At 61.5% G+C, this 24,803-nt stretch carries 26 protein-coding genes; 15 read left to right on the top strand and 11 right to left on the bottom strand.

The window, feature by feature from the left end:
• Positions 1-12 precede the first annotated feature (12 nt).
• The 4 genes from K3179_RS00895 to K3179_RS00880 all read left to right on the top strand — a co-directional run bounded on the left by K3179_RS00895 (position 13) and on the right by K3179_RS00880 (position 3,429).
• Positions 13-1,044, top strand: coding sequence for a PhoH family protein (locus K3179_RS00895; protein ID WP_221562063.1), 1,032 nt, complete (start codon positions 13-15; stop codon positions 1,042-1,044).
• Positions 1,045-1,536: an rRNA maturation RNase YbeY gene (gene ybeY / locus K3179_RS00890; protein ID WP_221562062.1), complete on the top strand. Its 492-nt coding sequence runs from the start codon at positions 1,045-1,047 to the stop codon at positions 1,534-1,536.
• A gap of 17 nt (positions 1,537-1,553) precedes the next feature.
• Positions 1,554-2,474, top strand: coding sequence for a hemolysin family protein (locus tag K3179_RS00885; protein WP_221562061.1), 921 nt, complete (start codon positions 1,554-1,556; stop codon positions 2,472-2,474).
• A 70-nt stretch (positions 2,475-2,544) separates the two neighbouring features.
• On the top strand, positions 2,545-3,429 hold the full coding sequence (locus K3179_RS00880; protein WP_221562060.1) for a LysR substrate-binding domain-containing protein: 885 nt from the start codon (positions 2,545-2,547) through the stop codon (positions 3,427-3,429).
• Here K3179_RS00880 and K3179_RS00875 read toward each other — a convergent pair.
• From K3179_RS00875 to K3179_RS00845, 7 genes are all read right to left on the bottom strand, one after another.
• Positions 3,426-4,328: a lysophospholipid acyltransferase family protein gene (locus tag K3179_RS00875; RefSeq protein ID WP_221562059.1), complete on the bottom strand. Its 903-nt coding sequence runs from the start codon at positions 4,326-4,328 to the stop codon at positions 3,426-3,428. The two genes, K3179_RS00880 and K3179_RS00875, sit on opposite strands and share 4 nt — an antisense overlap.
• Positions 4,300-4,722, bottom strand: coding sequence for a Fur family transcriptional regulator (locus K3179_RS00870; RefSeq protein ID WP_100260913.1), 423 nt, complete (start codon positions 4,720-4,722; stop codon positions 4,300-4,302). The genes K3179_RS00875 and K3179_RS00870 overlap by 29 nt, the downstream gene beginning before the upstream one ends.
• Before the next feature lie 72 nt (positions 4,723-4,794).
• Positions 4,795-5,232, bottom strand: coding sequence for a Ros/MucR family transcriptional regulator (locus K3179_RS00865; protein ID WP_221562058.1), 438 nt, complete (start codon positions 5,230-5,232; stop codon positions 4,795-4,797).
• Between the two features lie 117 nt (positions 5,233-5,349).
• Complete coding sequence (locus tag K3179_RS00860) at positions 5,350-5,802, bottom strand: GNAT family N-acetyltransferase (protein WP_247712755.1); 453 nt, start codon at positions 5,800-5,802, stop codon at positions 5,350-5,352.
• Positions 5,799-6,416, bottom strand: coding sequence for a tRNA (adenosine(37)-N6)-threonylcarbamoyltransferase complex dimerization subunit type 1 TsaB (gene tsaB / locus K3179_RS00855; protein WP_221562057.1), 618 nt, complete (start codon positions 6,414-6,416; stop codon positions 5,799-5,801). Before tsaB ends, K3179_RS00860 begins: the two co-directional genes overlap by 4 nt.
• Before the next feature lie 36 nt (positions 6,417-6,452).
• Complete coding sequence (locus K3179_RS00850) at positions 6,453-7,061, bottom strand: malonic semialdehyde reductase (protein ID WP_221562056.1); 609 nt, start codon at positions 7,059-7,061, stop codon at positions 6,453-6,455.
• A gap of 27 nt (positions 7,062-7,088) precedes the next feature.
• Positions 7,089-7,670, bottom strand: a complete 582-nt coding sequence (locus K3179_RS00845) for a NifU family protein (RefSeq protein ID WP_221562055.1) — start codon at positions 7,668-7,670, stop codon at positions 7,089-7,091.
• 97 nt (positions 7,671-7,767) lie between these two features.
• Between K3179_RS00845 and K3179_RS00840 the strand changes: the two genes are divergently transcribed.
• The 9 genes from K3179_RS00840 to K3179_RS00800 all read left to right on the top strand — a co-directional run bounded on the left by K3179_RS00840 (position 7,768) and on the right by K3179_RS00800 (position 20,451).
• On the top strand, positions 7,768-10,704 hold the full coding sequence (locus K3179_RS00840) for a M16 family metallopeptidase (protein WP_221562054.1): 2,937 nt from the start codon (positions 7,768-7,770) through the stop codon (positions 10,702-10,704).
• 111 nt (positions 10,705-10,815) lie between these two features.
• Positions 10,816-12,189, top strand: coding sequence for a class II 3-deoxy-7-phosphoheptulonate synthase (locus tag K3179_RS00835; RefSeq protein WP_221562053.1), 1,374 nt, complete (start codon positions 10,816-10,818; stop codon positions 12,187-12,189).
• A gap of 90 nt (positions 12,190-12,279) precedes the next feature.
• Positions 12,280-13,386, top strand: a complete 1,107-nt coding sequence (locus K3179_RS00830) for a GGDEF domain-containing protein (protein WP_221562052.1) — start codon at positions 12,280-12,282, stop codon at positions 13,384-13,386.
• Between the two features lie 177 nt (positions 13,387-13,563).
• Positions 13,564-14,790 (top strand): ergothioneine biosynthesis protein EgtB, encoded by a 1,227-nt coding sequence (gene egtB, locus K3179_RS00825; RefSeq protein ID WP_345722210.1) that lies wholly within the window; start codon positions 13,564-13,566, stop codon positions 14,788-14,790.
• A complete protein-coding gene (gene egtD / locus K3179_RS00820) occupies positions 14,787-15,785 on the top strand; it encodes an L-histidine N(alpha)-methyltransferase (protein WP_221562050.1) in 999 nt (332 codons plus the stop codon). The genes egtB and egtD overlap by 4 nt, the downstream gene beginning before the upstream one ends.
• 53 nt (positions 15,786-15,838) lie before the next feature.
• On the top strand, positions 15,839-16,498 hold the full coding sequence (locus K3179_RS00815; RefSeq protein WP_221562049.1) for a retropepsin-like aspartic protease family protein: 660 nt from the start codon (positions 15,839-15,841) through the stop codon (positions 16,496-16,498).
• Positions 16,499-16,538: 40 nt separating this feature from the next.
• Positions 16,539-17,282: a trehalose-phosphatase gene (gene otsB / locus K3179_RS00810; RefSeq protein ID WP_221562048.1), complete on the top strand. Its 744-nt coding sequence runs from the start codon at positions 16,539-16,541 to the stop codon at positions 17,280-17,282.
• Complete coding sequence (locus tag K3179_RS00805; protein WP_221562047.1) at positions 17,267-19,066, top strand: glycoside hydrolase family 15 protein; 1,800 nt, start codon at positions 17,267-17,269, stop codon at positions 19,064-19,066. The genes otsB and K3179_RS00805 overlap by 16 nt, the downstream gene beginning before the upstream one ends.
• A complete protein-coding gene (locus K3179_RS00800) occupies positions 19,063-20,451 on the top strand; it encodes an alpha,alpha-trehalose-phosphate synthase (UDP-forming) (protein WP_221562046.1) in 1,389 nt (462 codons plus the stop codon). Before K3179_RS00805 ends, K3179_RS00800 begins: the two co-directional genes overlap by 4 nt.
• 7 nt (positions 20,452-20,458) lie before the next feature.
• On the opposite strand, the gene K3179_RS00795 is transcribed toward K3179_RS00800, so the two are convergent.
• Entirely contained in the window at positions 20,459-20,917 is a 459-nt protein-coding gene (locus K3179_RS00795) for a response regulator (RefSeq protein WP_221562045.1), read from the bottom strand.
• Positions 20,918-21,053: 136 nt separating this feature from the next.
• Between K3179_RS00795 and K3179_RS00790 the strand changes: the two genes are divergently transcribed.
• Complete coding sequence (locus tag K3179_RS00790) at positions 21,054-21,833, top strand: tyrosine-protein phosphatase (protein WP_221562044.1); 780 nt, start codon at positions 21,054-21,056, stop codon at positions 21,831-21,833.
• 65 nt (positions 21,834-21,898) lie between these two features.
• The gene (trxB, locus tag K3179_RS00785) at positions 21,899-22,864 is read left to right on the top strand and encodes a thioredoxin-disulfide reductase (protein ID WP_221562043.1); all 966 of its coding nucleotides are present in this window, start codon (positions 21,899-21,901) and stop codon (positions 22,862-22,864) included.
• 22 nt (positions 22,865-22,886) lie between these two features.
• On the opposite strand, the gene K3179_RS00780 is transcribed toward trxB, so the two are convergent.
• From K3179_RS00780 to K3179_RS00770, 3 genes are read right to left on the bottom strand one after another with little or no spacing between them, the layout of a single operon-like run.
• Positions 22,887-23,336, bottom strand: coding sequence for an MAPEG family protein (locus tag K3179_RS00780; protein WP_221562042.1), 450 nt, complete (start codon positions 23,334-23,336; stop codon positions 22,887-22,889).
• 11 nt (positions 23,337-23,347) lie between these two features.
• On the bottom strand, positions 23,348-23,782 hold the full coding sequence (locus K3179_RS00775; protein ID WP_221562041.1) for an MAPEG family protein: 435 nt from the start codon (positions 23,780-23,782) through the stop codon (positions 23,348-23,350).
• Positions 23,783-23,836: 54 nt separating this feature from the next.
• A complete protein-coding gene (locus tag K3179_RS00770; RefSeq protein ID WP_221562040.1) occupies positions 23,837-24,796 on the bottom strand; it encodes a threonine ammonia-lyase in 960 nt (319 codons plus the stop codon).
• Positions 24,797-24,803 lie beyond the last annotated feature (7 nt).

Below are 24,803 nucleotides of genomic sequence, written 5' to 3'. Positions count from 1 at the left end.
CGAAAGGAGCGCATGGCTCGTAAACCCGCACCGAAGGCTCATCGGGCTTTCACACCGCCGCCTAGTCCGCAGCGTGAAGTTCGCCGCGCACAGATCGATATCAGCTTCGAAAACCAGAGCCTGCTAGGCGCACTATTCGGGCAATTCGATGCCAATCTGGTCCAGGTCGAGAACCGCCTCGGCGTGTTTATCGCGGCACGGGGCAACGATCTCCATATCGAAGGTCCAGAAGACAGCGTGGCGCGCGCTCGTGACGTTCTGAACGAGATGTATGACCGGCTTTCGCAGGGACAGGACCTAGACGCCGGCGCGATTGAGTCGCTGATCTCCATGTCGAACGAGCCGACGCTCGACGGGATTATGGACGCGGAGCCGAAAGGCCCGCCGATCATGATCCGCACGCGGCGCAAGACCATCGTACCGCGCAGCGCCATGCAGGCGACTTACATGCGTTCGCTGACGCGTGACGACATCATTTTCGCGCTCGGCCCCGCAGGTACCGGCAAGACCTATCTGGCTGTGGCGCAGGCTGTGGCGCAGCTCATCAATGGCAGCGTGCAGCGCCTGATCCTGTCGCGCCCAGCCGTCGAAGCGGGCGAAAAGCTCGGCTTCCTGCCGGGCGACATGAAGGACAAGGTCGATCCCTATCTGCGCCCGCTCTACGACGCGCTTTACGACTGCATGCCGCCGGAGCAGGTGGAGCGGCGGCTGGCGTCGGGCGAAATCGAGATCGCGCCCATCGCTTTCATGCGCGGCCGCACGCTGGCGGACGCTTTCGTCATTCTCGACGAAGCGCAGAACACCACGCGCGAGCAGATGAAGATGTTCCTCACCCGCTTCGGCCAGAACAGCCGCATGGTCGTGTGCGGCGACCCGCGGCAGGTCGACATTCCCGGCGGTGACGGGATGAGCGGCCTTGCCGATGCTGTCGGCAAGCTGGAAGGCGTCGATGGTTTCGGCACCATCCGCTTCACCGCCGCCGACGTCGTCCGCCATCCGATCGTGGGGCGTATCGTCGAGGCTTACGAAGGGCCGGCGGCCTAGGTGCAACTGGATTTAGAAATCGACGGCTGGCCAAGTGAAACTGATTGGGCGGCCTTGTCCGAAAGTGTGTACGATGCGGCCGCTTCGGTCGAGCAAGCCCTTGCGTCTGGCCGCCTGATTACCAGCATCCTGTTCACAACCGACGATGAGGTTCACACACTCAACAAGGAATGGCGCGGCAAGGACAAGCCCACCAACGTGCTGTCCTTCCCGATGTTGGAGCGTCAGGACTTGCTCGAACTGGGCGAGGAGGGGCCGCCCGAAATGCTTGGCGACATCGCGCTGGCATTAGAGACTTGCGAGCGTGAAGCGGGTGAGAAAGGCATCAGCCTGAGGGATCACACTGCCCATCTGCTCATCCACGGTTTCCTGCATCTTGCAGGGCACGACCACGTCGATTCGGACGAGCAGGCCGCTGCCATGGAAAAACTCGAGATCGAAGCGCTTGCAAAAATGGGTATAGCGGACCCATATGGGGACCGCGACAAATAGGAGTACGCACCCGGCCCATGGCCAATTCTTCCACCCCCGCCGGAGACGCTGAGAGTAGCAGCGGGCTGTGGCCCGCGATCCGTAAACTGTTCGACCCCGATGGCGGCGAGCGCTCCCTGCGCGCGCAGCTCGAAGAGGCTATCGACGAACACGAGGGCGAGAATGGCGATTCGTCCGCTGAGGACGATGCCAAGGGCGATCTGTCCGGCGTAGAACGCCAGATGCTGCGCAACCTGTTGCATTTCAGCGAGCACGACGCCGACGATGTGGCGGTGCCGCGCGGCGAAATCGTGGCGATGTCCGCCGATGCGAGTTGGGACGAGCTGGTCGAAACTTTCTCAGAGCACGGCCATTCACGCATGCCGGTCTATCGCGGCCAGCTAGACGATGTGATCGGCATGATTCACATCAAGGATGTCTTCCCCTTCCTGGCGGAGAAGAGAGAACCGCCAGCGGACTGGACCGTGCTGATGCGGCAACCGCTCTACGTGCCGCAGACCCGTAACGCCCTAGATGTGCTCGCAGACATGCGTGCGCAGCGCATGCACCTGGCAGTTGTCATCGATGAGTTCTCCGGCACCGACGGGCTCATCACGATCGAAGACCTCGTCGAGGAGATCGTCGGGGAAATCGAAGACGAGCATGACGAACTGCCGGAAGAGTGGATCGTGTCGATCGGCGAGGGCATGTGGGACTGCGACGCCCGTGCCGAACTGGACGACGTAGCCCAGAAGGTCGACCCGCGACTCGCGGAGGTGGAGGAAGCGGTCGATACGCTCGGTGGCCTGGCTTTCGTTCTTGCGGAACAGGTCCCGCCGGTCGGAAAGGTTCTGGAACACGAAAGCGGCTGGCGGATTGAAATCCTCGATGGTGACGAAACGCACGTCAAACGCATGCGCCTTCATGAGCCGCCCTCCGAGGCTGCAGCGGATGAGTGACCGCTCTGTTGCATTAATTTGCACATTGGTGCTCGACAGCTTCGCAGTGGCGCAATAGGCCGCAGGCGATATGGCTGTCCGCAGACTTCCTCCTTTGCGCGCCCTCGAGGCATTTGTCCGCACCGTGCGGCTCGGGTCTGCACGTGCGGCAGCAGACGAATTGGGGTTGAGCCCTTCGGCCCTGTCGCGGCGTATCGGGAATCTCGAAGATTTCGTCGGCAAGAAGCTTTTCACACGGGCGCGTCAGGCCATGCAGCTGACGGACGACGGACATGCCTTTTACGAAGCGGTCAATCCCCAGCTCGAAGCCCTGGCGAGGGCGGTCGAGAGCCAATCCGACAACCTCTCCGTACTTAGGTTGCATCTGGGCGTGCTGCCCCTGTTCGGAAGTCAGAGGCTTTTCCCTCGGCTTGCCGAGCTCCGCGCACGTCATCCTTTGCTCCATATCGATATCGACACGGGGCCTCATCTCGAAGATCGCGTAGGCGATACGCTCGATGCGGCGATCATCCTGTCGCGCGGACCGGCCAGCGGTCTCCATGCAGTGCGCCTCGACTTCAACATGGTGCATGCGATCGCGAGCAAGGAACTGGCCGCAAAGCTTGGCGACAGGCCCGATCCGGAACTGCTCAGCCGCCAGACTTTTTTGATCCACAACGGCCTGCCCGAAAGCTTCGTGGCCTGGAAAGACGAACTGGGCCTCAGGGATATCGAGCCGGCGGCGATCGACCATTTCGATTCCGGCCAGCTAATGCTCGAGGCCGCTGCACAGGGCCTCGGCATCGCGATCATGCATGACGATCACTTGCGCCGCGCGGCTGACGATCGCCTGACCGATCTCTACGGAGTCGAAGTCGAGAGCCCTTATAGCTACTGGTTCGTGTGCAAACCCACCGCACTTGAGGAAAGGCCGGTGCGGCTGTTCCATGACTGGCTGGTGAAGGCCGAACTCTAGCTTTGCCCTTCGGCCTGCCGCGGCTTGTATCGCACGGCATCCACGACATGCTGGTAATCGCGCAGCGGCCCCCCGAGATTGGCGACAAGTCGCTCCTCGATCTCTTCGCGGGCCTTGGCTGCGATAGCCTTGCGACCGCGATATTCTTCGGGACTGAAGGGCTCGAGATAGTGCAGGCGCAGTTTGAAAGTACCGCGCCGCGCCATGATGCGCATGGCATTATGCGCTCCGCTCTCCTCGCCGATCCAGCCAATCTCTTCCGAATTGGCGCCGTAATCCACGACAACGGGCTGGACCATGACCCCCGGGGGCGGCGGTTCCAGGACGGAAATCATGCTGGACTTGAAGGGCAACAGCGAATGCCCGTCGGTGACCGTGCCTTCGGGAAAGACGGTGACGGACCAATTGTCCGCCAGAGCTTCCTTCAGCGCATTGATCTGCTCTGCGACACCCATGCGGTGTTCGCGTTTGACGAAGACCGTTCGATTCAGGCTGCATAGCCAGCCGATAACCGGAACCTGGCTCAATTCGTACTTGGCGACGAAAGCGGTCCCGCTGGCCCCCGCCATGGCGAGAATGTCGATCCACGAGACGTGGTTGGCGATGAAAAAGACATCTCGGCGAAGGGGAGTGCCGACTACCTCGATCCGTGCCCCGACGACGCGCGCGGTGTAGCGCAGGAACAGCATGGGAAAGGGCGAGCCGTAGGCGAAAATGCGGAAGGCATAGTGAAGGGGAACGAAAAACAGCAAAAGCAGCACGATGCCGACCAGGCGCAGGATGAAGCGAACCCATCCGATTAGCGTCAGGGGGACTTTCTCGCCGCGCGCTGCAGCCAGCCGCTTCTTCGTATAACGCTCGAGGCGGCGCTCAGCCTTCGCGGTCGAGGCGGACGCCATAAAGCTCCATACGGTGGTCGACCAGGCGATAACCCAGCTTCTCTGCGATCTGCTTCTGCAGGGCTTCGAGTTCGGGATCGACGAATTCGACGACCTTGCCGCTCTCCACGTCGATCAGATGGTCGTGGTGCGCTTCGGGCGCGGCTTCGTAACGGGCGCGACCGTCACCGAAATCGTGCCGGTCGAGAATACCGGCTTCTTCGAACAGGCGCACCGTACGATAGACCGTGGCAATCGAGATGCCGGGGTCGATCTTGTTTGCGCGTTCATGGAGCATTTCCACATCGGGATGGTCATCGCTCTCCGACAGCACTTTCGCAATCGTGCGACGCTGTTCGGTAATGCGCAGTCCCTTGTCAGCACAAAGCTGCTCTAGATCGATCTTCTGGTGCAATGGGGCTCCCCAATTGAAAACGCCCCGCACCCTTATCGGGCCGGGGCGCTGTTCTCAAGCAGCCAGTGCCGATTAGGCAGCTTTACGACGACCGCGCTTCTGGCCAGGCTTGCGGCCGAGGCCGATCTTCTTCGCAAGATCGCGGCGCGTATCGGCATAGTCCGGAGCGACCATCGGATAATCTGCGGAAAGATCCCAGCGCTGGCGATATTCGTCCGGCGTCATGCCATGTTCGGTGGAAAGGTGGCGCTTGAGCATCTTCATCTTCTTGCCGCAATCGAGGCAGACGATGTGATCCTTCTTGATCGACGAGCGGATCGAGACCGCCGGGTCGGGACGCACTTCTTCCGCCGTGCTTCCACCTTCGAGACCTGTGAGCGCCGCATAGACATTCGAAATCAACGTCGGCACGTCCTCGACGGCGACGCTGTTATTGCTCACGTGAGCTGCGACGATGTCCGAGGTCAGCGTAATCAGCGTTTCGGTCATGTCGGTTTCGAAGTGGTCCATAATGCAAATACTCCCTTTTCTTTCGGCTATAGGGAGTTTTTGGAACTGTCTACTCTAAATTGTACAAAACCGCCACTTTTGTCGCGTGTATACAAGATTCGGGCAGAATTGGCGTGATCAGAGGGTTTTGCCAAAGGTCACTGCGTCGATTTTTGTCCCATCCAGGGTGCGATAATAATCTTTGCGGCGCCCGACCGGGGCGAAGCCAGCAGCCCGGTAAACCTTCTCGGCCCGGTTGTTCGCGCGCACCTCCAGAAAGACGTTGGCCGCGCCATACTCGGCTGACCTGCGCAGGAATTCGTCAAGCAGCTTCCCACCGAGGCCGCGACCACGTTTTTCGGGCAACACCCCGATCAGCAGCAGCTCGACCTCGTCGAGCACCCGGCGGGCAAGCACGAAGCCTGCGGCCGGCTCCTCCGAAGAAGGATGACAACCCGTCTCGTTCATGAGGATCAAGAAACCGGAAGAAAGTGCGAGCGAGTCCTCTACCTGGCGGCGAGTCCAGGCTTCGCGCCAGTGAGGATCGAATGCGGCTTCCATAACCGCCATCACCTTGTCGAGATCGGTCATCTTGCTGGCAGTTTGGCGTCCGGTGCGCGTCCGTACAAGGGGGTGAGGTGTTCCGTCAGAAGGGCGTCGGGAACCGTGAGGAATTGCGCGGCATCTGGCAGGGCGCTGGCGGATATTGTCGGTTGGCCGCCTACTAACGCTGCCATCTCCTCGGCCCGCGAGCCTGCGATAACAGGGCGACTGGCTCTAGCGGCAGCAATTTCTGGTGCGAGTGAGGCGAGATCGCCCACCGGCAGGCCATCCGTGTCGAAATCCTGTACGAACCACTCGCCGTGACCGCCGTTCATGCAGACAGTCACTTCACCTACCCCGTTAGTACGGGCCATGCCGGCGACGAGAGCAAGGGTGGGGTAGCCGCGCACCGGTATATTCCATGCGACGCCCAGCGCGCGTGCGGTGGCCAGGCCGATCCGCACTCCTGTGAAACTACCTGGTCCAAGTGAGACGCAGATCCGGTCTGCCCGGCCCTTTTCGTCGAGACGGGAAATCATCGGCACCAGCCGCTCCGCATGGCCGCGACCGATGGTTTCGTGGAAAGACCCCGACAGTCTGCCCTCTTCGAACAAGGCTACCGAACAGGCTTCCGTCGCGGTTTCTATGACAAGCAAACGCATGGATGCGCAGTGCCCCAGCCTTGCGCGCGCTTCAAGTCAGGCGATGGTGTTGAACTTGTCGAAATCGGGACGTGGACTGCGATCGAAAATCGTGGTCGGATCACCGTAACCGATCGAGCAGATGAAATTCGTCTTGTGCTTCGGGTTGTCGCCGAAGAACGCCTTGTCGACCGCATCGGCATCGAAACCGGACATCGGTCCGCAATCGAGTCCCACGGCACGGGCCGCGATCATCAGATAGGCACCCTGTAGCGAAGAATTGCGGAACGCGCCTTCCTTGCGTCCTTCCTCGTCGCCCTCGAACCAGCTCTTGGCGTCGGTGTGGGGGAAGAGCCAGGGAAGCTCCTCATGGAAGTCGATATCGTATCCGATAATCGCAGTGACCGGAGCGGTAAGAATCTTGTCGGTATTTCCTTCCGAGGCGCAATCTGCGAGCTTCTTCTTCGCGTCTTCGGACTTGACCCAGATAATGCGCGAGGGCTGCATGTTCGCAGACGTCGGCGCCATCTTCATCAATTCGTAGATCGCATGGATCTGCTCGTCCGACACATCCTTTTCGAGCCAGCCGTTGTAACTGCGTGCTTCGCGAAAAACCTGGTCGAGGGCATCGGCGGAAAGGGTGGTGTCGTGAAACTGCTTGGTCATCGAATACTCGCGTGTGGGAATTGAAGTTCAGGCTGCGCGAACCTCAACGACCTCCGGGACATAATGTTTCAAAAGACCTTCGATCCCGTGCTTCAGCGTCGCGGTCGACGAGGGGCAACCGGCGCATGCTCCCTGGAGCTGGAGATAGACGACCCCATCGCGAAATCCACGATACTGGATGTCGCCGCCATCGCCGGCCACCGCCGGTCGAACGCGCGTCTCGAGAAGTTCGTTGATCTGCGCGACGATGTCCGCGTCGGCTTCGTTCTCTTCTACCAGCAGGTCGTCGTCTTCCGGCGGCACCGCGATGCCGGCCGCGGTCCCAGCTGCGAACAGCGGAGCTTCGGACACGAAGTGATCGAGCAGAATGGAAAGCACCTGCGGCTTGAGGTCGGTCCAGCTGGAACCAGGCGCCGCGGTCACGGTGACGAAATCGCCACCGAAGAACACGTTCACCACTTCTCCCGTATCGAAAATCGCCTGCGCCAGAGGGCTGGCTTCAGCTGCCTCGGGCGAAGCAAATTCGCGGGTTCCCTGGCCCATGACCGGGCGGCCCGGGAGGAACTTCAGGCTGGAAGGATTGGGCGTGGTTTCGGTTTCGATGAACATGCCAGCCATGTAGTGATGCTGACCCATAGCGGCAAGCGAAGCTATCATTTGTTCGTGTTCACTGGTCCTTCACCAGCAGCGTACCTATACATGTCCCATGACTGATTTTCCGCGCGCCTTCCGGCGTCTCGCGCTCTGCCTTCCCCTTTCCTTGCTCGCGGTGCAGCCGCTGGCGGCGCAGGGCATCCCGGCTCCTTCGTCGCTCCAGGCCGAAGGAGAGGTTCCGTGGATCTACGAGGGCAGCGACGTTCCGCGCGACGAGGAATGGCTGTTCGGCGAGCTCGATAACGGACTGCGCTACGGCGTTCGCGAGAACGGTGTTCCGCCGGGCCAGGTGTCGATCAGGGTCAGGATCGATGCGGGTTCGCTTTACGAAGAGGACGATGAACTTGGTTACGCCCACTTGCTGGAGCACCTGTTGTTCCGCGAAAGCAAGTATCTCGGAATTTCGGAGGCGATCCCGACCTGGCAGCGGTTGGGCGCGACATTCGGCAGCGATACCAACGCCGAAACCAGCCCCACGCATACAGTCTACAAACTGGACCTCCCAAATGTAGACCCCGCAAAGCTGGAAGAAAGCATGAAGCTGCTGTCCGGCATGGTCCGCGCGCCCGTCCTGTCGGATTCCAATGTCGCTACCGAAGTGCCGATCGTGCTCGCCGAAAAGCGCGAGCGGGGCGGTGTGAACGAGCGCGTTTCGGAAGCTTCCTTGCAAACGCTCTTCGCCGGTCAGCGGCTGGCCGAGCGCATTACTATCGGCACCGACGAAAGCCTTCGCGGCGCCACCGGCGCTTCGGTGCAGGCCTTCTACGATCGCTGGTATCGCCCCGAAAACACGGTGATTTCCGTCGTCGGCGATTTGGATCCCGTACTTTTCGCCAGTCTTATCGAGAAATATTTTGCCGACTGGGCGGTCGCAGGTGAGCCTACACCAGCCCCCAACTTCGGCGATCCGCTCCCGCCAGCAGGCGCGAACGGTGAAAATCCCGTGGGCGACGTAGCGGTAATCGTGGAGCCGTCGCTGCCTCGCGCCTTCACCTATGGCTATTTCAAACCCTGGCGGCAGGTCCTCGACACCATCGTCTACAATGAAGGCCGTCTGCGCGAACAGCTCGCACTCCAACTGATCAACCGTCGGCTGGAAGCCCGCGCCCGATCGGGGGGAAGCTTCCTTTACGCTCAGGCAAACGAGGCCAAGATCAGCCGCTCGACACACGCGACGCTGGTCCAGTTCGCTCCGTTGACGGAAGATTGGGAGCAGGCGCTTGCCGATGTCCGCTCGGTCATCGCCGACGCGTTGTCCAATCCACCGACGCGTGAAGAAATGGAGCGCGAACTCCAGGAAATGGAAGTTGGCTATGCAAACCTGGTGGAGCAGCGCTCTGTCCTTGCCGGATCCGGTTATGCCGACGACCTCGTCAATGCGGTCGATATCCGGGAAGCCATTGCCGCGCCCGAAACCTTCCTGATGGTTTTCAACTCAATGCGCGAAAAGGCAACGCCGGAAAACGTGCTGGAGGAAACACGCAAGCTGTTCAGCGGCAACGTCGTTCGAGCGACTTACATCACTCCCGCCGCCAATGAGGCGACCGAGGAAAGCCTGGCGGCTGCATTGTCGGCCGACGTGAAGGCGAGCGGCGATGCTCGCCTTACGGCGCAAAGCATCTCCTTCGACGAACTTCCCCCAATTGGCGAACCGGGCGAAGTGGTCGCGAGGGCACCGCATTCGATCGGCGACGTGGAGCGGGTGGAATTCGACAATGGTGTGAAAGCGCTGTTGCTCGCCAATGACCACGAGCCCGGCCGCGTGGCGGTAAAAGTCCGCTTTGGCGGCGGGTTGCGCGCGTTCGACGAAGACGAGGCGGCGATCATCCAACTGGGTGAGGGCGCACTGATCCAATCGGGTTTGGGCGAACTTGGCCAGGAAGAGCTCGACCGCCTGGCGACGGGCCGCAAGATGGGCTTCGACTTCGCGATCGGGGAAGGCGCGTTTTCCTTCAACGCGCAAACCCGCAGGCAGGATCTTGCCGACCAGCTTTATCTGTTCGCCGCAAAGCTGGGCATGCCGCGTTGGGATGCCGCCCCGCTGGAACGCGCCAAGGCTGCGGCACGCCTCGCCTACCAGAGTTATAACGCAAGCCCTGCGGGCATCATCAATCGCGATCTCGAATATTACCTTTATGGCCAGGACCGGCGCTTCCTGACGCCGACTCCGGACATGCTCGACGCAGTGTCCCTGGCGGAGTTCCGTGACACCTGGACACCTGCGCTGCAGCAGGGTCCCATCGAAGTCCTGATCTTTGGCGATTACGACAAGGAAGCAGCGATCGAGACGTTGCGCCGTACCTTCGGTGCCTTGCCGCAACGAGAGCCTTTGCCTGCCGATGTCTCGTCGGGCGAATTCGGCTTTGCTACCCCCGGCGAGACGCTCGTGCGCAAGCATTCGGGCGAAGCCGACCAGGCTGCCGCCGTAATTGCGTGGCCGGTGGGCGCGGGGCCTGCGGAAATTCGCAAGTCGCGCCAGCTCGCAATCCTGACGGAGGTGTTCAACAACCGACTTCGTGATGCGATGCGCGAGCGTGCCGGAGCCAGCTATGCCCCGGTCGTACGCCTCGACTGGCCGACCGATGTCGAGACCGGTGGAACCGTGACCGCGCTTGCGCAGCTGCGCCCGACCGACGTTCCGACCTTCTTCCGCGAGGCCGACCGTATCGCCAGCGAATTGACCGTAACGCCGCCGAGCGAGGACGAGCTTGCCCGTGCGACCGAGCCCCTCCGTAACTATTACGAGCGGATTTCGAGTGGAAACTACTTCTTCCTGCTCGAGCTGGAGAATTCGACCATCGATCCGCGGCGCATGATGGCCTTGCGGGGTCTGCTGAACGATTATTCCAGCACCACGCCGGATGCGATGCTTGCCCTGGCGCAAGAATATTTCGCCGGGACGCCCGGATGGCGCATGGCAGTGATCCCTGAAGGTCAGGAGCTGGCTACCGCAGCGCCCGCATCGGGAGCCGCTGCGACGGGTCGCTAAGTCCCGATCACGGCAATCGCGCTTTTGCGCTGGCCAAGTTTATGCTGCTTGCGCGAAAAGGGCGGATGCGGTTGCGTGGTCGACCGCATTTACTGAAAGAATGGAATTGAAATGGCACGCGAATGGGCACCCGATAGCTGGCAGGAGTTCGAAGCACGGCACCTGCCGCGCTATGAAGACGCCGCCGCGCTTGAGGAAGCGACAACTGCGCTGTCGAGCCATCCACCGCTCGTATTCGCCGGTGAAGCGCGCGCGCTGAAGGCTGATCTGGCCGAGGTTGCAGAGGGTAAGGCCTTCCTGCTGCAGGGCGGCGATTGCGCTGAAAGCTTTGCGGAATTCCATCCCAACAACATTCGAGACACCTTCCGCGTTCTGCTGCAGATGGCGGTCGTCATGACCTTCGCCAGCAAGAAACCGGTCGTGAAGGTGGGGCGCATGGCGGGCCAGTTCGCCAAGCCGCGCAGTTCGGATACCGAAACGCAGGGCGACATGACCCTGCCGAGCTACTTCGGCGACAACATCAACGGCATCGATTTCAATCCGGAAAGCCGGACCAATGATCCACAGCGGATGGTGCGCGCCTATTACCAGGCCTCTTCGACCCTGAACCTGCTGCGCGCCTTTGCCGGTGGCGGCTATGCGAACCTGCGCCAGGTCCACCAGTGGACGCTCGATTTCATGGGGCGCAGCCCGTGGGCCGACAAGTTCGGCAATCTGGCCGACCGCATTGGTGAAGCGCTCGACTTCATGGAAGCGTGCGGCGTCGATCCGGCAACCGTTCCGCAACTGCAAGGCACCAGTTTCTACACCAGCCATGAAGCCCTGCTCCTGCCTTACGAGCAGGCGCTGACACGGCAGGACAGCCTGACGGGTGACTGGTACGACACCAGCGCCCACATGGTGTGGATCGGGGACCGCACCCGCTTCGAGGGCAGTGCGCATATCGAATTTGCGCGCGGCATCGGCAATCCGCTCGGGATGAAGTGCGGACCAAGCCTGGAAACTGATGCTCTCCTGAAGCTCCTCGACACCCTCAATCCTGCTCGAGAACCGGGCCGGATCACGCTGATCAGCCGCTTCGGCCACGACAAGGTCGAAGACGGCCTGCCGCGTCTCGTTCGCGCAGTGAAAGCCGAGGGGCACCCGGTGGTTTGGAGCTGTGATCCGATGCACGGCAATGTCGTCAAATCGGACAGCGGTTACAAGACACGGCCGTTCGATCGTATTCTTACGGAGGTGAAGGGCTTTTTTGCCGTGCACCGCGCGGAAGGCACCCATCCGGGCGGTATCCATGTGGAAATGACCGGCCAGGACGTGACCGAATGCGTTGGCGGGGCAGTCGCCATCACCGACGAGGCGCTGAAAGACCGTTACCACACCCATTGCGATCCCCGCCTGAACGCGGCGCAATCGCTGGAGCTGGCCTTCCTGATTGCCGAAACGCTGAATGCCGAGCACGAGCAGGTGAGGGCCGACGCGGCCTGATGCCTTTGGCTAGGTAATTTCACCTAGCTGCTTCCTGACCGGGATTTCGTATCCACCTGTCATTGCCATTGCGGTGGCAGGAGGACGGGCTTGGATTCAGGCGCACATATCGGCAGGTTTGACTTGCCCCTGGCGATTGCGGCTGCGGTCGCGTTTTGCGCGGCAGTTGCGGCGGCGTTGGTATCGTCCGTGATTGCCCTGGCCTTGGCCGGGCTGGGGCTGGCCACCCTGTTATTTCGAAATTCACACAGGGCGAGGCGGCTGGCCTCGCGCAACCTCCAGCTGGCGCGCAATGTCGCACATCTGGAGGTCGCCGAAGGCCTTGCAGGTATCGGGCGCTGGTGCGTGGAGCTTCCTGAGGAGAGGCATATCTGGTCCGAAGAGATGTGTCATCTCGCTGGCCTTCCCAAGGGCACTGCCCCGACGCACGAACTGCTCAGGCACCTCATGCCCGACGGTTTGTCTCAGTTGCGCACTACCTTGGGAGCGCATGCCATCGATCCCATGCCTTTTGTCGTCGAATTCGAAGTGGTCCTGCGTACTGGCGAGGAGCGAGTGCTGCGGGCCCGCGCGCGAAACGAGTTCGGTCCCGACGGGGGCCGGGAACGTGTTTTCATGGTCGTGCGCGACGTGACTGACGATTATGCAGTTGTACGCCAGGTCGAAGAGGAGAAGGCACGCGCTCTCGAACTTGCTGCCGAAGCGCAGAAAGAGGCCAATACCGATGCGCTGACCGGGCTGGCCAGCAGGCGGGCGATCATGGCTTCTCTCGACCGCTCGATCCTGGAGGCGCAGCGTTCCGGGAAACACTATTCCATTGTCATCTTCGACATCGATTACTTCAAGCAAATCAACGACCTGCATGGCCACACCGTTGGCGACCGGGTGTTGGCACATTTGTCCGGGATCGTCGTGCGGCAGGCGCGCGGCGCGGATAGGGTAGGCAGGGTCGGCGGGGAGGAATTCCTCTGGCTTCTGCCCGATTGCGATGCGAAAGCCGCGTTCGACGCCGCCGAAAGGTTGCGCTGGGCGATTGAGGCCGGAACCCATTCGGCACCCATTCCCGAAATCACTATCAGTGCTGGCCACGCTACCCTTTTACCGGGGGAGGGAGCCTTGACCCTCTTCGCTCGCGCGGATGCGGCGCTTTACGCAGCCAAACGCAACGGGCGCAACCGGGTTGCCCATGCCGCCTGATAGCACCCGAATTATCAAAGGTTAGCGTATTGAAAACAGATGGATTGGCCCTCTTTCCTGATCAGGGGTTTTTCGCCATTATGGGGGCGATTGCCGGAACCGGTATGGGACTGGACTATTGGGTTAAAGAACTATTGGGGGAGCGCGCCAATCACCTCTCGCGCGGCACGACAAGACATTGGTCCCGCAGGACTGGCAGACGAATTCGCCGCGACCCGCTCGCTGAGCGAGGCCTTGGTAGAACCTCTTTCCGAGGCGGATGCAACGCTCCAGTCGATGGAAGATGCCTCGCCTGCCAAGTGGCACCTCGCGCACACGACGTGGTTCTGGGAAACCTTCCTTCTGCGAGATCACCTCGACGGATACCGGCTCCATAACGATCGTTGGCCGTTCGTCTTCAATTCCTATTACGAGGCCGAGGGAGAGCGGATTCACCGTTTTTCGCGCGGAATGCTGTCGCGTCCTACCATGGGCGAGATCATCGACTGGCGCGCGCAGGTGGACGACGCGATGCTGCCACTGTTCGAGCGGGAGGAGCTTCGGCCACTTGTCGAATTGGGTATAGCGCACGAACAGCAGCACCAAGAACTGTTGCTGACCGATATCAAGCATGCGCTGTTCCAGAACCCGCTCGGTGCGGCAATGTGGCAGGAGGGACAAAAATCTCCTGCACCAGCGCCATCGCAAGATTGGCATGAACACCCTGGCGGGATCGCGCGGATCGGGCATCAGGAACAGGGCTTCGCCTTCGATAACGAGGGCCCTGATCACCGCGTCCTGTTAGAACCCTTCGCGCTTTCCGCCGGCCTTGTGACCAATGGCGAATGGGCCGACTTCATCGCCGACGGGGGCTACGAGACGGCATCCCTCTGGCTGTCGGACGGTTGGGCATGGGTGAAGGAAAACGGGATTGCCGCGCCGCTCTACTGGGAAGGGGCGGAGGCGTTCACGCACTGCGGATCGCAGGTCCGTGATCCCAATGCCCCGGTCACGCACATCTCGTATTTCGAAGCCGATGCCTTTGCCACATGGGCAGGGAAGCGCCTGCCGACCGAATTCGAATGGGAGGCTATCGCCCGTGGGCAGGAGGGTGAGCTTGCCGCTCACGATCCGGCTGGTGGAAACCAGCTCGATAACGCTGCGCCGCCGCTTCCGATCGGAGGCGAGGGTCTGTTCGGGGACTGCTGGCAATTTACGCGCTCGGCTTACCTTCCCTATCCGCGTTTCCAGCCCGCTGAAGGCGCGGTCGGCGAATATAATGGCAAATTCATGAGTGGGCAGTTCGTCCTCAAGGGCGCAAGCTGTGCGACGGTGCGCGGACATTCGCGCGCTAGCTATCGCAATTTCTTTTACCCGCACCAGCGCTGGCAATTTACCGGCCTGAGGCTCGCGAGGGACGTATGAAAGCAAATCAAGGGATCGCATTGGTCGACCGCGACGAAGACGGGATCGACAAGGCCTTTCGCAGCGATGTGCTGGCGGGACTGCGACAGGAGCAAAAAGCAATCCCTGCGCGCTGGCTTTACGATGATGCCGGATCGCAATTGTTCGAGGATATTACCTCGCTCGAGGAATATTACCCGACACGTGCAGAGACGCAGATTCTCCAGGCAAGAGGCGCTGAATTTCGGGAGTTGATCGGAAGCGGTCGCGCGGTAGTGGAATTCGGGTCGGGCAGCTCGGTAAAGACACCGCTTCTCCTCAGGGCAATTGACCCTGCGGCATACGTCCCGCTCGATATTTCGGGCGATTTCCTGCGTCAGTCCTCTGCTGCGCTATCCGCGAAATTTCCCGATTTGCCGGTCCATCCCGTCGAGGCCGATTTCATGAAACCGGTCACGCTGCCCGACGAGGTGGAGCGGGTGCGCAAACTCGGCTTCTTTCCGGGATCGACGATCGGAAACATGGTCGCGCGAACTGCGGTCGATTTGCTGCGCTCGATGCGCACGACCCTTGGAGGGTCCGAGAATGAGCGCCCCTTCCTCCTGATCGGCATGGACCTCGTGAAGGATATCGGCGTGCTCGAAGCGGCCTATGATGATGCGAAGGGTGTCACGGCCGAATTCAATCTCAATCTTGCGCGGCGGATCAATCGCGAGCTGGAAGGAACCATTCCCCTCGACTCTTTCGTCCATCGTGCCATCTGGAACGATGCCTATTCGCGGATAGAAATGCACCTCGAAGCCACTCGGGATCTCGAATTCGATGTCTGCGAGGAACGGTTTTCCATGAGTGCGGGCGAGACGATCCACACGGAAAACAGTCACAAGTTCAGCCCGCGAAGCGCCAACCTGCTCCTGCTGGCCGGGGGCTGGACGCCGGTGGCCCGCTGGACCGACGACCAGGATCGTTTCTCCGTAATTCTCGCCGAAGCGAGCGAGCATCGGAACGCTCCGTGATACTTGCCGTGCCATTCATGGACGATGAGGCTTAGGCTCCCTATATCGGTCGCATGGAAGGCGAAGCGATCCTCACGGCATTGGCAGAACTGATCCGGGCGATCCCGCGCTCTGGGCTGCTAGTCGCTACCATCGCGGCACTCGTCGCGGGGTGGGTCGGCTCCATGATGCTACGCCGCAAGATTGCGGGCGGCAGGCTGGTTCGGTCCGTCAGCACGCTGGCGCTGGTCGGTATCCTGGTGACGGTCTTCCTGCAGGTGGCGCGGTTCGATCCCCGCCTCGATGCGATGACGGAAATAGGCCTGCCCGAACAGACGATCGTAGGCGCGGAAACAGTCATTCCGATGGCGGCGGACGGGCACTATTGGCTCAGGGCAGACGTAAACGGCGTGCCGACCCGCCTGATGGTCGATACCGGCGCGACGCTGACCGCTTTTTCCACGCGCTCTGCAGATGCAGCCGGGCTCGAACCGAGGCCCGGTGGACTACCGGTCATGCTGGGGACGGCGAACGGCACGGTTACGGCGGACCTGACTACGGTGGAAAGCCTTTCCTTCGGAAATATAACGGCCGAAGGCTTGGACGCTGTCATTGCGCCCAATCTGGGCAACACCAACGTGCTGGGGATGAATTTTCTGTCTCGCCTAGAGGGTTGGCGGGTCGAGAATGGCGACCTTATCCTGACCCCTGGTTCCGCATTTCCGCAACAGTGAGCGTTTGACGCGGCCGCTTCAGTCGTTAAGCACGGGGGCGATGGCCAGCCCCCTCTTGCTACCGCCTCCACCCAAATTTCACGACCTGCTTGCGCAGGATCGCCTTGCTCTGTTTCTCGATTTCGACGGAACACTGGTCGAGCTGGCGCCGGAGCCGGGCGCGATAGATGTCCCGCAGGACATGGTCGACAGGCTGCACCGCCTCCGTGACAGGCTCGAGGGGAGGCTGGCGCTGGTCACCGGGCGCGCTCTCGACGATCTGGAAAGCCATCTCGACGACATCGCTGTATGCCGGGCGGGATCGCATGGCGTATCCCGCCTGTTTGCCGATGGATCGCGCCTGGGACGCGCCCCCGAGGGACTGCCCGATCCGGTGGTCAGCGAGTTGCGCGAATTCGCGGCAGAACACGGCTTGCTGTATGAGAAAAAGAGCCACGGCGGTGCGATTCATTTCCGCGGCGCTCCGGACAAGGAGGAAAAGGCCGTCGCCTTTGCCCGCTCGGTCGCAGATGCACATGACCTCCATCTCGCCACCGGCAAATCCATTGCCGAAATTGTACGACCGGGCGCCGACAAGGGCGGGGCTGTGCGTGCTTTCCTTTCGGAGCAGCCGTTTTCAGGCTCACTGCCAGTATTTGTCGGGGACGACACGACCGATGAAGATGGCATGGCGGCTGCAAACGAATGCGGAGGTTTTGGCATTGCCGTGGGCGAGCGCGACAGCGAGAACGCCCGTTTTCACCTGAGCGGCGTGGGCGCCGTGCATCAATGGCTGGAACTGTGACACAAAGCTCTCTCGAACTTTCTCCCGTCGGCAATTGCCAGGTCAGCGCCCTTGTGGACGAGCGCGCGGGCTTCGTCTGGGCTTGCGTCCCGCGGGTCGATGGCGACCCGATCTTCTGTTCGCTGCTGAATGGCGACAAGGTGGACCAGGGTGTCTGGCGCTTCGAGCTGGAAGGGCAGGTGTCCGCCAGCCAGCAGTACGAGCGTAATACCCCGATCCTCGTCACACGCCTCGAGGCGGAAGACGGCAGTGCGGTGGAAATCACCGACTTCGCACCGCGTTACGAAGGCTCGGGCAGGATGTACCGCCCGGTAGCCTTCACCCGCATCGTGCGGCCCGTCGCCGGCGCGCCGCGGCTTCGCGTACGGCTTGCGCCGCTGCACGGCTATGGCAGCGCCGAAGCGACGACTACCAATGGCACCAATCACGTGCGCTACCAGCTCGGCGACCAGACCATGCGACTGTCGACCGATGCGCCGGTCGGATACGTCCTCGAAGGCCGTAGCTACCGTGTCGAGGCTGACCAGCACTTCTTCCTTGGCCCCGACGAGCCTTTCGTCGGCAATATCCGCAGCGAAATCCGGCGGATGGAGGCCAATACGCGCAAATACTGGCAGCACTGGGTTCGCGGCCTGCACATCCCGCTGGAATGGCAGGAGGAGACGATCCGCGCAGCCATCACGCTCAAGCTGTGCCAGCACGAAGAAACGGGCGCGATCGTCGCGGCCCTGACGACATCCATCCCGGAAGCGGCAGGAAGCGAGCGCAACTGGGACTATCGCTACTGCTGGATCAGGGACAGCTATTACACCGTCCAGGCGCTCAACCGGCTTGGCGCGCTGGATGTGCTGGAGAAATATCTCGCCTACTTGCGCAACATCATCGACCAGGCGCGGGGAGGGCAGATCCAGCCGCTTTACTCGGTGATGGGCGAGGCGGAACTGCACGAAAGCTTTGCAGAAAACCTCGCGGGCTATCGCGGGATGGGCCCGGTACGCGTCGGCAACGCGGCCTATAAACAGGTCCAGTACGATTGTTATGGCCAGATCGTCATGCCTACCGCGCAGGCTTTCTTCGATACCCGACTGCTACGAATGGCGGACGAAACGGACTTCGCCCATCTCGAGGAAGTGGGCGAGGCCGCCTGGGCCAAGCATGACAAACCCGATGCGGGCCTATGGGAATTCCGTACGCGGCAGGAGGTCCATACCTATTCGGCCGTAATGTGCTGGGCGGCTTGCGACCGCCTCGCAAACGTCGCCGCGCGCCTCGGCAAGGGTGATCGCGTGCGTTACTGGAAGGAACGTGCCGAAGCGATCCGTGCAAAGATCGAAAAGAACGCATGGAGCGAGGAGGGCGGCCATTACGGCGCCAGTTTCGAAAGCGATTATCTCGACGCCAGCCTGCTCCAGATGGTGGAGCTTCGGTATCTAGCGCCCGACGACGAACGCTTCCTGAAAACATTTGCAGCTGTGGAACGCGACCTGCGCAGGGGCGATCACATGCTGCGTTACGCGGCCGAAGACGACTTCGGTGCGCCGGAGACGGCTTTCAACGTGTGCACCTTCTGGCTGATCGAGGCGCTGCACCTGACAGGGCGAAGCGCCGAGGCGCGAGACCTGTTCTGCGCCATGCTCAGCCATACGACGCGTTCGGGCCTCCTGAGCGAGGATCTCGACTACGACACTGGGGAACTCTGGGGGAACTTCCCCCAGACCTACTCGCTGGTTGGAATAATCAATTCAGCCGGATTGTTGTCGAAGCCATGGAGTAACGTCAGGTGAGCGAAGATACGCGTCTTGTGGTTGTCTCCAACCGGGTGGCTGTACCCAAGGCGCGCGGGGCGGCAGGGGCTCAGGGCGGGCTCGCCGGTGCACTGAATGCCGCGCTCAAGGATCGCAGCGGGGTCTGGTTCGGCTGGTCCGGTGAAGAGGTGGAAGAGAATTCGGGCGAAATCTCTACGCAAACCACCGACGGCGTGACGACCGCGACGATCGATCTCTCGAAGCGCGACGTCGACGAATATTATAACGGCTATGCCAATTCGACCTTGTGGCCGCTGTTCCATTACAGGCTCGATCTGGCGGAATACGAACGCGAGACCGGTAAGGGCTACGAGCGCGTCAACGAAAGCTTTGCGGAAACGCTGCGCCCGTTGATCGAGGACGAAGACATCGTCTGGGTCCACGATTACCACCTGATCCCTTTGGGAGAACGGCTAAGGTCGCGCGGCGTGAAAAACCGGATCGGGTTCTTCCTCCACATCCCGTGGCCACCAACGCGCCTGTTCGTGTCGCTACCCTATCACGAGCGGCTGGTGCGCACGATGCTGCACTACGACCTGCTTGGTTTCCAAACGCAGGAATGGCTGGACAGCTTCCTCCATTATTGCCGGACCGAACTCGGCGCAGAGGTCGACGATGCCAGCGGTTCGGTCACGCTGGACGGGCGCACGACAATCGCGCGCGCCTACCCCATCGGTATCGACTGGGACCACTTTACCAGCCTCAGGGACACCGGCGAAGCCCGTCAGGCAGAGCAGCGTCTCTTAAGTTCCACTCGTCGCCGCACCGCCATGATCGGCGTCGACCGGCTCGACTATTCCAAGGGACTGCCCGAGCGTCTCGACGGCATTGGCCGCTTTTTCGACCGCAATCCGGAGCGGGTTCGCGATCTCGTGTTCATCCAGGTCGCGCCGCCGAGCCGAGAGGATGTCGAGAGCTACCAGAAAATCCGCACGCTGCTCGAACAGAAGGCCGGACAGATCAATGGCGCGCGCAGCGAGGTCGACCTTGTCCCGGTGCGCTATGTGAACCGCGGTTACAGTCACGAGCAACTTTACGGCTTTTTCCGCGCCGCCAAGATCGGACTTGTTACTCCGCTGCGTGATGGAATGAATCTGGTGGCGAAGGAATATATCGCCGCGCAGGATCCCGAAGATCCGGGCGTACTCATCCTTTCGCGATTTGCCGGTGCAGCCGCCCAAATGCAGGAGGCGGTCCTGGTCAATCCGCACAGCCCGGACGATCTGTCGCATGCGATCGCCACAGCGCTCGATATGCCGGTCGAGGAGCGGCGGAGGCGCTACGAAGCGCTGGTTTCCACGGTTCGCGACGACAATGTCAAGGATTGGACGAGCAATTTCCTGCGCGATCTCGATACGCGCTAAGCAGGTTTCAGAGCATCACGCGCTTTTCGGGTGAGTCTCTCCAACGTCCCGCTTTCTGCTCCAGATGCTCTATCAGGGTGCGGTGTTGCGGCCGTTCCGCGCGCGCCTTCAACACCAGATTGACTTCGTGCAGCAGCATCTTGGCGTCGAACGGCTTACGGATGAAGCCCTGCGCGCCATTGTAATAGGCGTGACTTTCGTCTTCCGCGCCCGAAAGACCGGTGAACATGATGACGGGCAGGTCGTAATTCTCGGCAGAGCTGCGCAGGGATCGCAGGACCTGCGCCCCGGTCAGGCCGGGCATATCGTGATCGAGCAGCAGCAGGTCGGGCCGTCGCCAGCGGAGCAATTCGAGCGCCTTTTCCCCGTCGGGCACCCAGCCGCATACGTGGCCCGCTTCGAACAGGATATTGCTCGCCATGTCCGCAATGATTTCGTCGTCGTCCACGATGATGATCTTCGCCATTTGCACTGCCCTTCGTCTGGCTGCCCGGATAGCCGCGGATTAAGGGGTCTTATGCGAATTCACGGTAAGGTCGGCACTACGCGTTCGCCCCTAGCGCGCATTGCGGGATGGTGGCGTGCCTGCCACACCGCGAAGCATGATTCGCGATCCTTTCATCGAAACCGACGGCATTCACAATTTCCGCGATTACGGAGGGTGGGAGACAACCGACGGCGCGCGGGTGAAGACGGGGCTGCTGTGGCGTTCCGGACAGCATGTCGACGCAAGCGACGAAGACCTGGAAGCGATCGGCAGACTTCATATCCGCACCGTCATCGACCTGCGCGGCGCCAGCGAGCGGGAGCGCAATCCCTGTCGCCGGGTCGAGGGCTTCGATGGCGAGGTGGTGTTCTACGAGGGCGAAACCAGCTCCAGCCCGCCGCATATGGATGTGGATGCCGAAACCACCACGGCCGAGTTCGCGCGGAAGCGCATGATGGCAGTCTACACCCGTATGCCGCGCAATCCGGCCATGACCGAGATGTTTGGCCGCTATCTCAATATCTTGTCGGACAGGGAAGGGGCCAGCCTCGTCCATTGCTTCGCCGGGAAGGACCGCACCGGTGTCGCGGCCATGCTCTTGCTGCACATCCTGGGCGTCGACCGCGATCGCCAGATGGCGGAGTTCCTGCGGACCAATGATGCGCCGAGCATGGATGTGCTGGCCGCGCAGTCGGTGCCGGGGATCGAGGCGCGGCTGGGTCGCAAGCTCGACGATGATGCAGTCAAGGCACTGCTAGGCGTGCAGGAAGACTATCTCGCGACATTCTGGAAAGAAGTAGAGGCAGACCACGGATCGCTCGATCGGTATATCGAAGCCGCCTTAGGTGTGGATGAACCCCTTCGCGAGAGGCTGTGCAGCGCCTATCTGGCGTGACTCTCGCCCGACCAATCCCCATATAGCGCCTTCGCTTCAATTCAGACGATTTAGAGACAGTTTCCATGGCTACCCATCGCACCAAAATGCTCATCATCGGTTCCGGCCCGGCCGGCTATTCCGCAGCCATCTACGGCGCGCGTGCGATGATGGAGCCGATCGTGGTGCAGGGCCTCCAGCCCGGCGGCCAGCTGACGATCACCACCGATGTCGAGAATTATCCCGGCTTTCGCGATGTGGTGCAGGGTCCCTGGCTGATGGAAGAAATGAAAGCGCAGGCCGAGCATGTCGGCACGCGCATGATGTGGGACACCATCGTCGAGGTCGATCTGGAAAACGGGTCTCCGTTCCGCGCCGTGGGCGACAGCGGCGATGAATATATCGGCGACGTCCTGGTGATCGCAACAGGCGCGCAGGCCAAATGGCTTGGCGTGCCGGGCGAGCAGGAACTTGGCGGCAAGGGCGTATCGGCCTGCGCGACGTGCGACGGCTTCTTCTATCGCGGCAAGAAAGTCGCCGTCATCGGAGGCGGCAATACTGCCGTCGAAGAAGCTCTCTACCTGACGAACCACTCGGACGACGTCACCCTGATCCACCGCCGCGACGAACTGCGCGCGGAGAAGATCCTGCAGGATCGCCTGCTGAACCACCCCAAGATCTCGGTCCTGTGGAACAAGACGGTCGAAAGCTTCGAAGCGGGCGAGAATGGCGCGCTGTCGCACTTGCGGCTGCGCGATACCCAGACGGGCGAAGATAGCGACTTCTCTTGCGATGGCGCTTTTGTCGCGATCGGCCATGCGCCCTCGACTGAACTGTTCATGGGCAAGCTGCCGATGGACGACAGCGGCTATCTGCTCGTCGAGGCGGGCACGCCGAAAACTTCGGTACCTGGAGTGTTCGCGGCTGGCGACGTGATGGATCACACCTATCGCCAGGCGGTAACCGCGGCCGGCACCGGCTGCATGGCGGCACTCGACGCCGAGCGCTTTCTGGCGACCCTCGAAGTGGCTGAACGCGAAGCGGCGGAGTAAGGCTACTCCGCCGCCTGTGCGCTTACAGGTGGATGTCGAAGGTGACGATCGCCGCGTGGAAGATCATCGCCATCAGCACGATGCTCGACAGGGCGAACAGCACGAAACGCACGAGAACGCGGTTGCTGGTCGACTGGACCAGCGAGTGTATGACCCTGAGCCCGACATAAATCCACGCGAGCAGTGCGTTTAAGCCATCACCGTAACCGGTGATAGCCAGCACCAGCGCAATGGCATAGAACACGGTCGGCGCTTCGTGCAGGTGGTTGTAATTGTCCGCCTTCCAGCTGACTTTTTCAGGCAATTCGGCGCGCAGGCTCGCACCTGTAGTACCGACGAGCTTGGCAGCATCAATCTTGGGATTGCGGCTCATGGCCGGAATGCGGGTGCCATACATCCAGCACCACATGATCATGGTCCAGATCGCCAGCGCCACGACGGGCTGGAGGATGGGCGAGTGTGCGATATCCATCTGGCCTCTCCTTAAACGGCGAACATGGTGAGGGTGACAGCGCGGACTGCCAGGTAGGCAAGCGCAATTGTCGCCAGCACGAACAGCGGGAAGCGCACCGAGACGGTGTTTACCGTCGCCTGCCAGACCGAATGGATGATGCGAAGGCCGACATAGATCCACGCCACCAGCGCATCAACGCCGGTGCCGCCCAGCAGGGCGATGATGAGGACGGTCGGGTAAAAGATGGTCGGCTGTTCCATCAGGTGCGCGTAGTTATGGGATTTCCACTGCACCTTGTCCGGCAATACGCCTTCCAGGTCCTGCCCGCGGCCACCGGGCTTGGCATTGCCGAGGTCCATTCCGCTCTTCTTCATGGCCGGAAAGCGGGTGAACGCCATCCACAGCAGCATGATAAGCGACCACGCGATCAGCACCGCTGCCGGTGCCAGCATTTGAGCCTGCATTGAAAGAACTCCCTCCCTTTGTGCCTGCATGGGTGATGCGGGGCGCGCCGATTGTCAAACTCCGCGTAGCGTTTCGGCGAAGCTGTCGGCGTCCGTATTGCCGCCGGTGATCATGATGACGGTGTCCTCGTCCAGCTGAACCTTGCCGGCAAGCGCTCCCGCGAGCGCTGCGGCGCCCCCGGGTTCCACGACGAGGTTGAGCTTCGAAAAGGCAAAGCGCTGCGCCTCGCGCACTTCCTCGTCGGTCACGGTTACTCCGGGCTCGGCGCGCCCTTGAAGCACGCCCAGGTTGATCGGCTTCGTCGCGTCGGGCTGCAAGGCGTCGCAAATGGTGGAAGGCGGATTAGCGGCTACACGCACGATTTCGCCTGCCGCCAGCGCTTGTCCAACCATGTCCCACCCGTACGGCTCGATCACGTGGATCGCGCTTTGCGGGCAGGCGAGGGCGAGGCCGGCTGCCAGTCCGCCACCGCCGCAGCATACGATCAGACGTGATGGTGCCCGGCCAAGCTGTTGCTCGATCTCTATACCTGCGCTTCCCTGTCCTTCTATCACCCAGGGATCGCCGAAAGCGTGGACCAGCGTTCCGCCGCGTCCTGCAACCAGCTTGGCTGCGACCTCGTCGCGATCCTCGCCTGGGCGTTCGTAGAGCACGATTTCTGCACCAAGGGCGCGGGTGGCTTCAAGCTTCACCCGCGGCGCGTTGCGCGGCATGACGATGGCAGCCTTGATCCCGAGCTTGCGAGCTGCCCACGCAACACCTTGCGCGTGATTGCCCGAAGACACTGCGATAACACCGCGCGCCCTTTCTTCCTCGGTCAGGTTCGAAAGCCGCCACCAGCCGCCGCGGATCTTGAAGGCGCCGACAGGCTGGAGGCTCTCTGCCTTCACATGCACTTTCGCCCCGCCGATTTCGACAGGGAGCAGTGGGCTGGGCTGCAGTATTCCGGCGATCGATGCGGCGGCATCAATGACGCCCTGTGTCGTCGGTTTGCGCATATCGTCTCGGATCATTTGGCTG

Origin of the sequence: Qipengyuania intermedia, from assembly GCF_019711615.1 — a bacterium.
Lineage (GTDB): Bacteria > Pseudomonadota > Alphaproteobacteria > Sphingomonadales > Sphingomonadaceae > Qipengyuania > Qipengyuania intermedia.
Note: the sequence above shows the minus strand (reverse complement) of the source record. Positions and strands in the feature narration are given on the sequence as shown.

Excerpts from the sequence above, each read along its gene's own strand:
- K3179_RS00895 (WP_221562063.1), top strand. The coding sequence starts at position 13 with ATGGCTCGTAAACCCGCACCGAAGGCTCATCGGGCTTTCACACCGCCG.
- K3179_RS00885 (WP_221562061.1), top strand. The coding sequence starts at position 1,554 with ATGGCCAATTCTTCCACCCCCGCCGGAGACGCTGAGAGTAGCAGCGGG.
- K3179_RS00880 (WP_221562060.1), top strand. The coding sequence starts at position 2,545 with ATGGCTGTCCGCAGACTTCCTCCTTTGCGCGCCCTCGAGGCATTTGTC.
- K3179_RS00875 (WP_221562059.1), bottom strand. The coding sequence starts at position 4,328 with ATGGCGTCCGCCTCGACCGCGAAGGCTGAGCGCCGCCTCGAGCGTTAT.
- K3179_RS00865 (WP_221562058.1), bottom strand. The coding sequence starts at position 5,232 with ATGGACCACTTCGAAACCGACATGACCGAAACGCTGATTACGCTGACC.
- K3179_RS00860 (WP_247712755.1), bottom strand. The coding sequence starts at position 5,802 with ATGACCGATCTCGACAAGGTGATGGCGGTTATGGAAGCCGCATTCGAT.
- tsaB (WP_221562057.1), bottom strand. The coding sequence starts at position 6,416 with ATGCGTTTGCTTGTCATAGAAACCGCGACGGAAGCCTGTTCGGTAGCC.
- K3179_RS00850 (WP_221562056.1), bottom strand. The coding sequence starts at position 7,061 with ATGACCAAGCAGTTTCACGACACCACCCTTTCCGCCGATGCCCTCGAC.
- K3179_RS00845 (WP_221562055.1), bottom strand. The coding sequence starts at position 7,670 with ATGTTCATCGAAACCGAAACCACGCCCAATCCTTCCAGCCTGAAGTTC.
- K3179_RS00840 (WP_221562054.1), top strand. The coding sequence starts at position 7,768 with ATGACTGATTTTCCGCGCGCCTTCCGGCGTCTCGCGCTCTGCCTTCCC.
- K3179_RS00835 (WP_221562053.1), top strand. The coding sequence starts at position 10,816 with ATGGCACGCGAATGGGCACCCGATAGCTGGCAGGAGTTCGAAGCACGG.
- egtD (WP_221562050.1), top strand. The coding sequence starts at position 14,787 with ATGAAAGCAAATCAAGGGATCGCATTGGTCGACCGCGACGAAGACGGG.
- K3179_RS00815 (WP_221562049.1), top strand. The coding sequence starts at position 15,839 with ATGGAAGGCGAAGCGATCCTCACGGCATTGGCAGAACTGATCCGGGCG.
- otsB (WP_221562048.1), top strand. The coding sequence starts at position 16,539 with ATGGCCAGCCCCCTCTTGCTACCGCCTCCACCCAAATTTCACGACCTG.
- K3179_RS00805 (WP_221562047.1), top strand. The coding sequence starts at position 17,267 with ATGGCTGGAACTGTGACACAAAGCTCTCTCGAACTTTCTCCCGTCGGC.
- K3179_RS00795 (WP_221562045.1), bottom strand. The coding sequence starts at position 20,917 with ATGGCGAAGATCATCATCGTGGACGACGACGAAATCATTGCGGACATG.
- K3179_RS00790 (WP_221562044.1), top strand. The coding sequence starts at position 21,054 with ATGATTCGCGATCCTTTCATCGAAACCGACGGCATTCACAATTTCCGC.
- trxB (WP_221562043.1), top strand. The coding sequence starts at position 21,899 with ATGGCTACCCATCGCACCAAAATGCTCATCATCGGTTCCGGCCCGGCC.
- K3179_RS00780 (WP_221562042.1), bottom strand. The coding sequence starts at position 23,336 with ATGGATATCGCACACTCGCCCATCCTCCAGCCCGTCGTGGCGCTGGCG.
- K3179_RS00775 (WP_221562041.1), bottom strand. The coding sequence starts at position 23,782 with ATGCAGGCTCAAATGCTGGCACCGGCAGCGGTGCTGATCGCGTGGTCG.
- K3179_RS00770 (WP_221562040.1), bottom strand. The coding sequence starts at position 24,796 with ATGATCCGAGACGATATGCGCAAACCGACGACACAGGGCGTCATTGAT.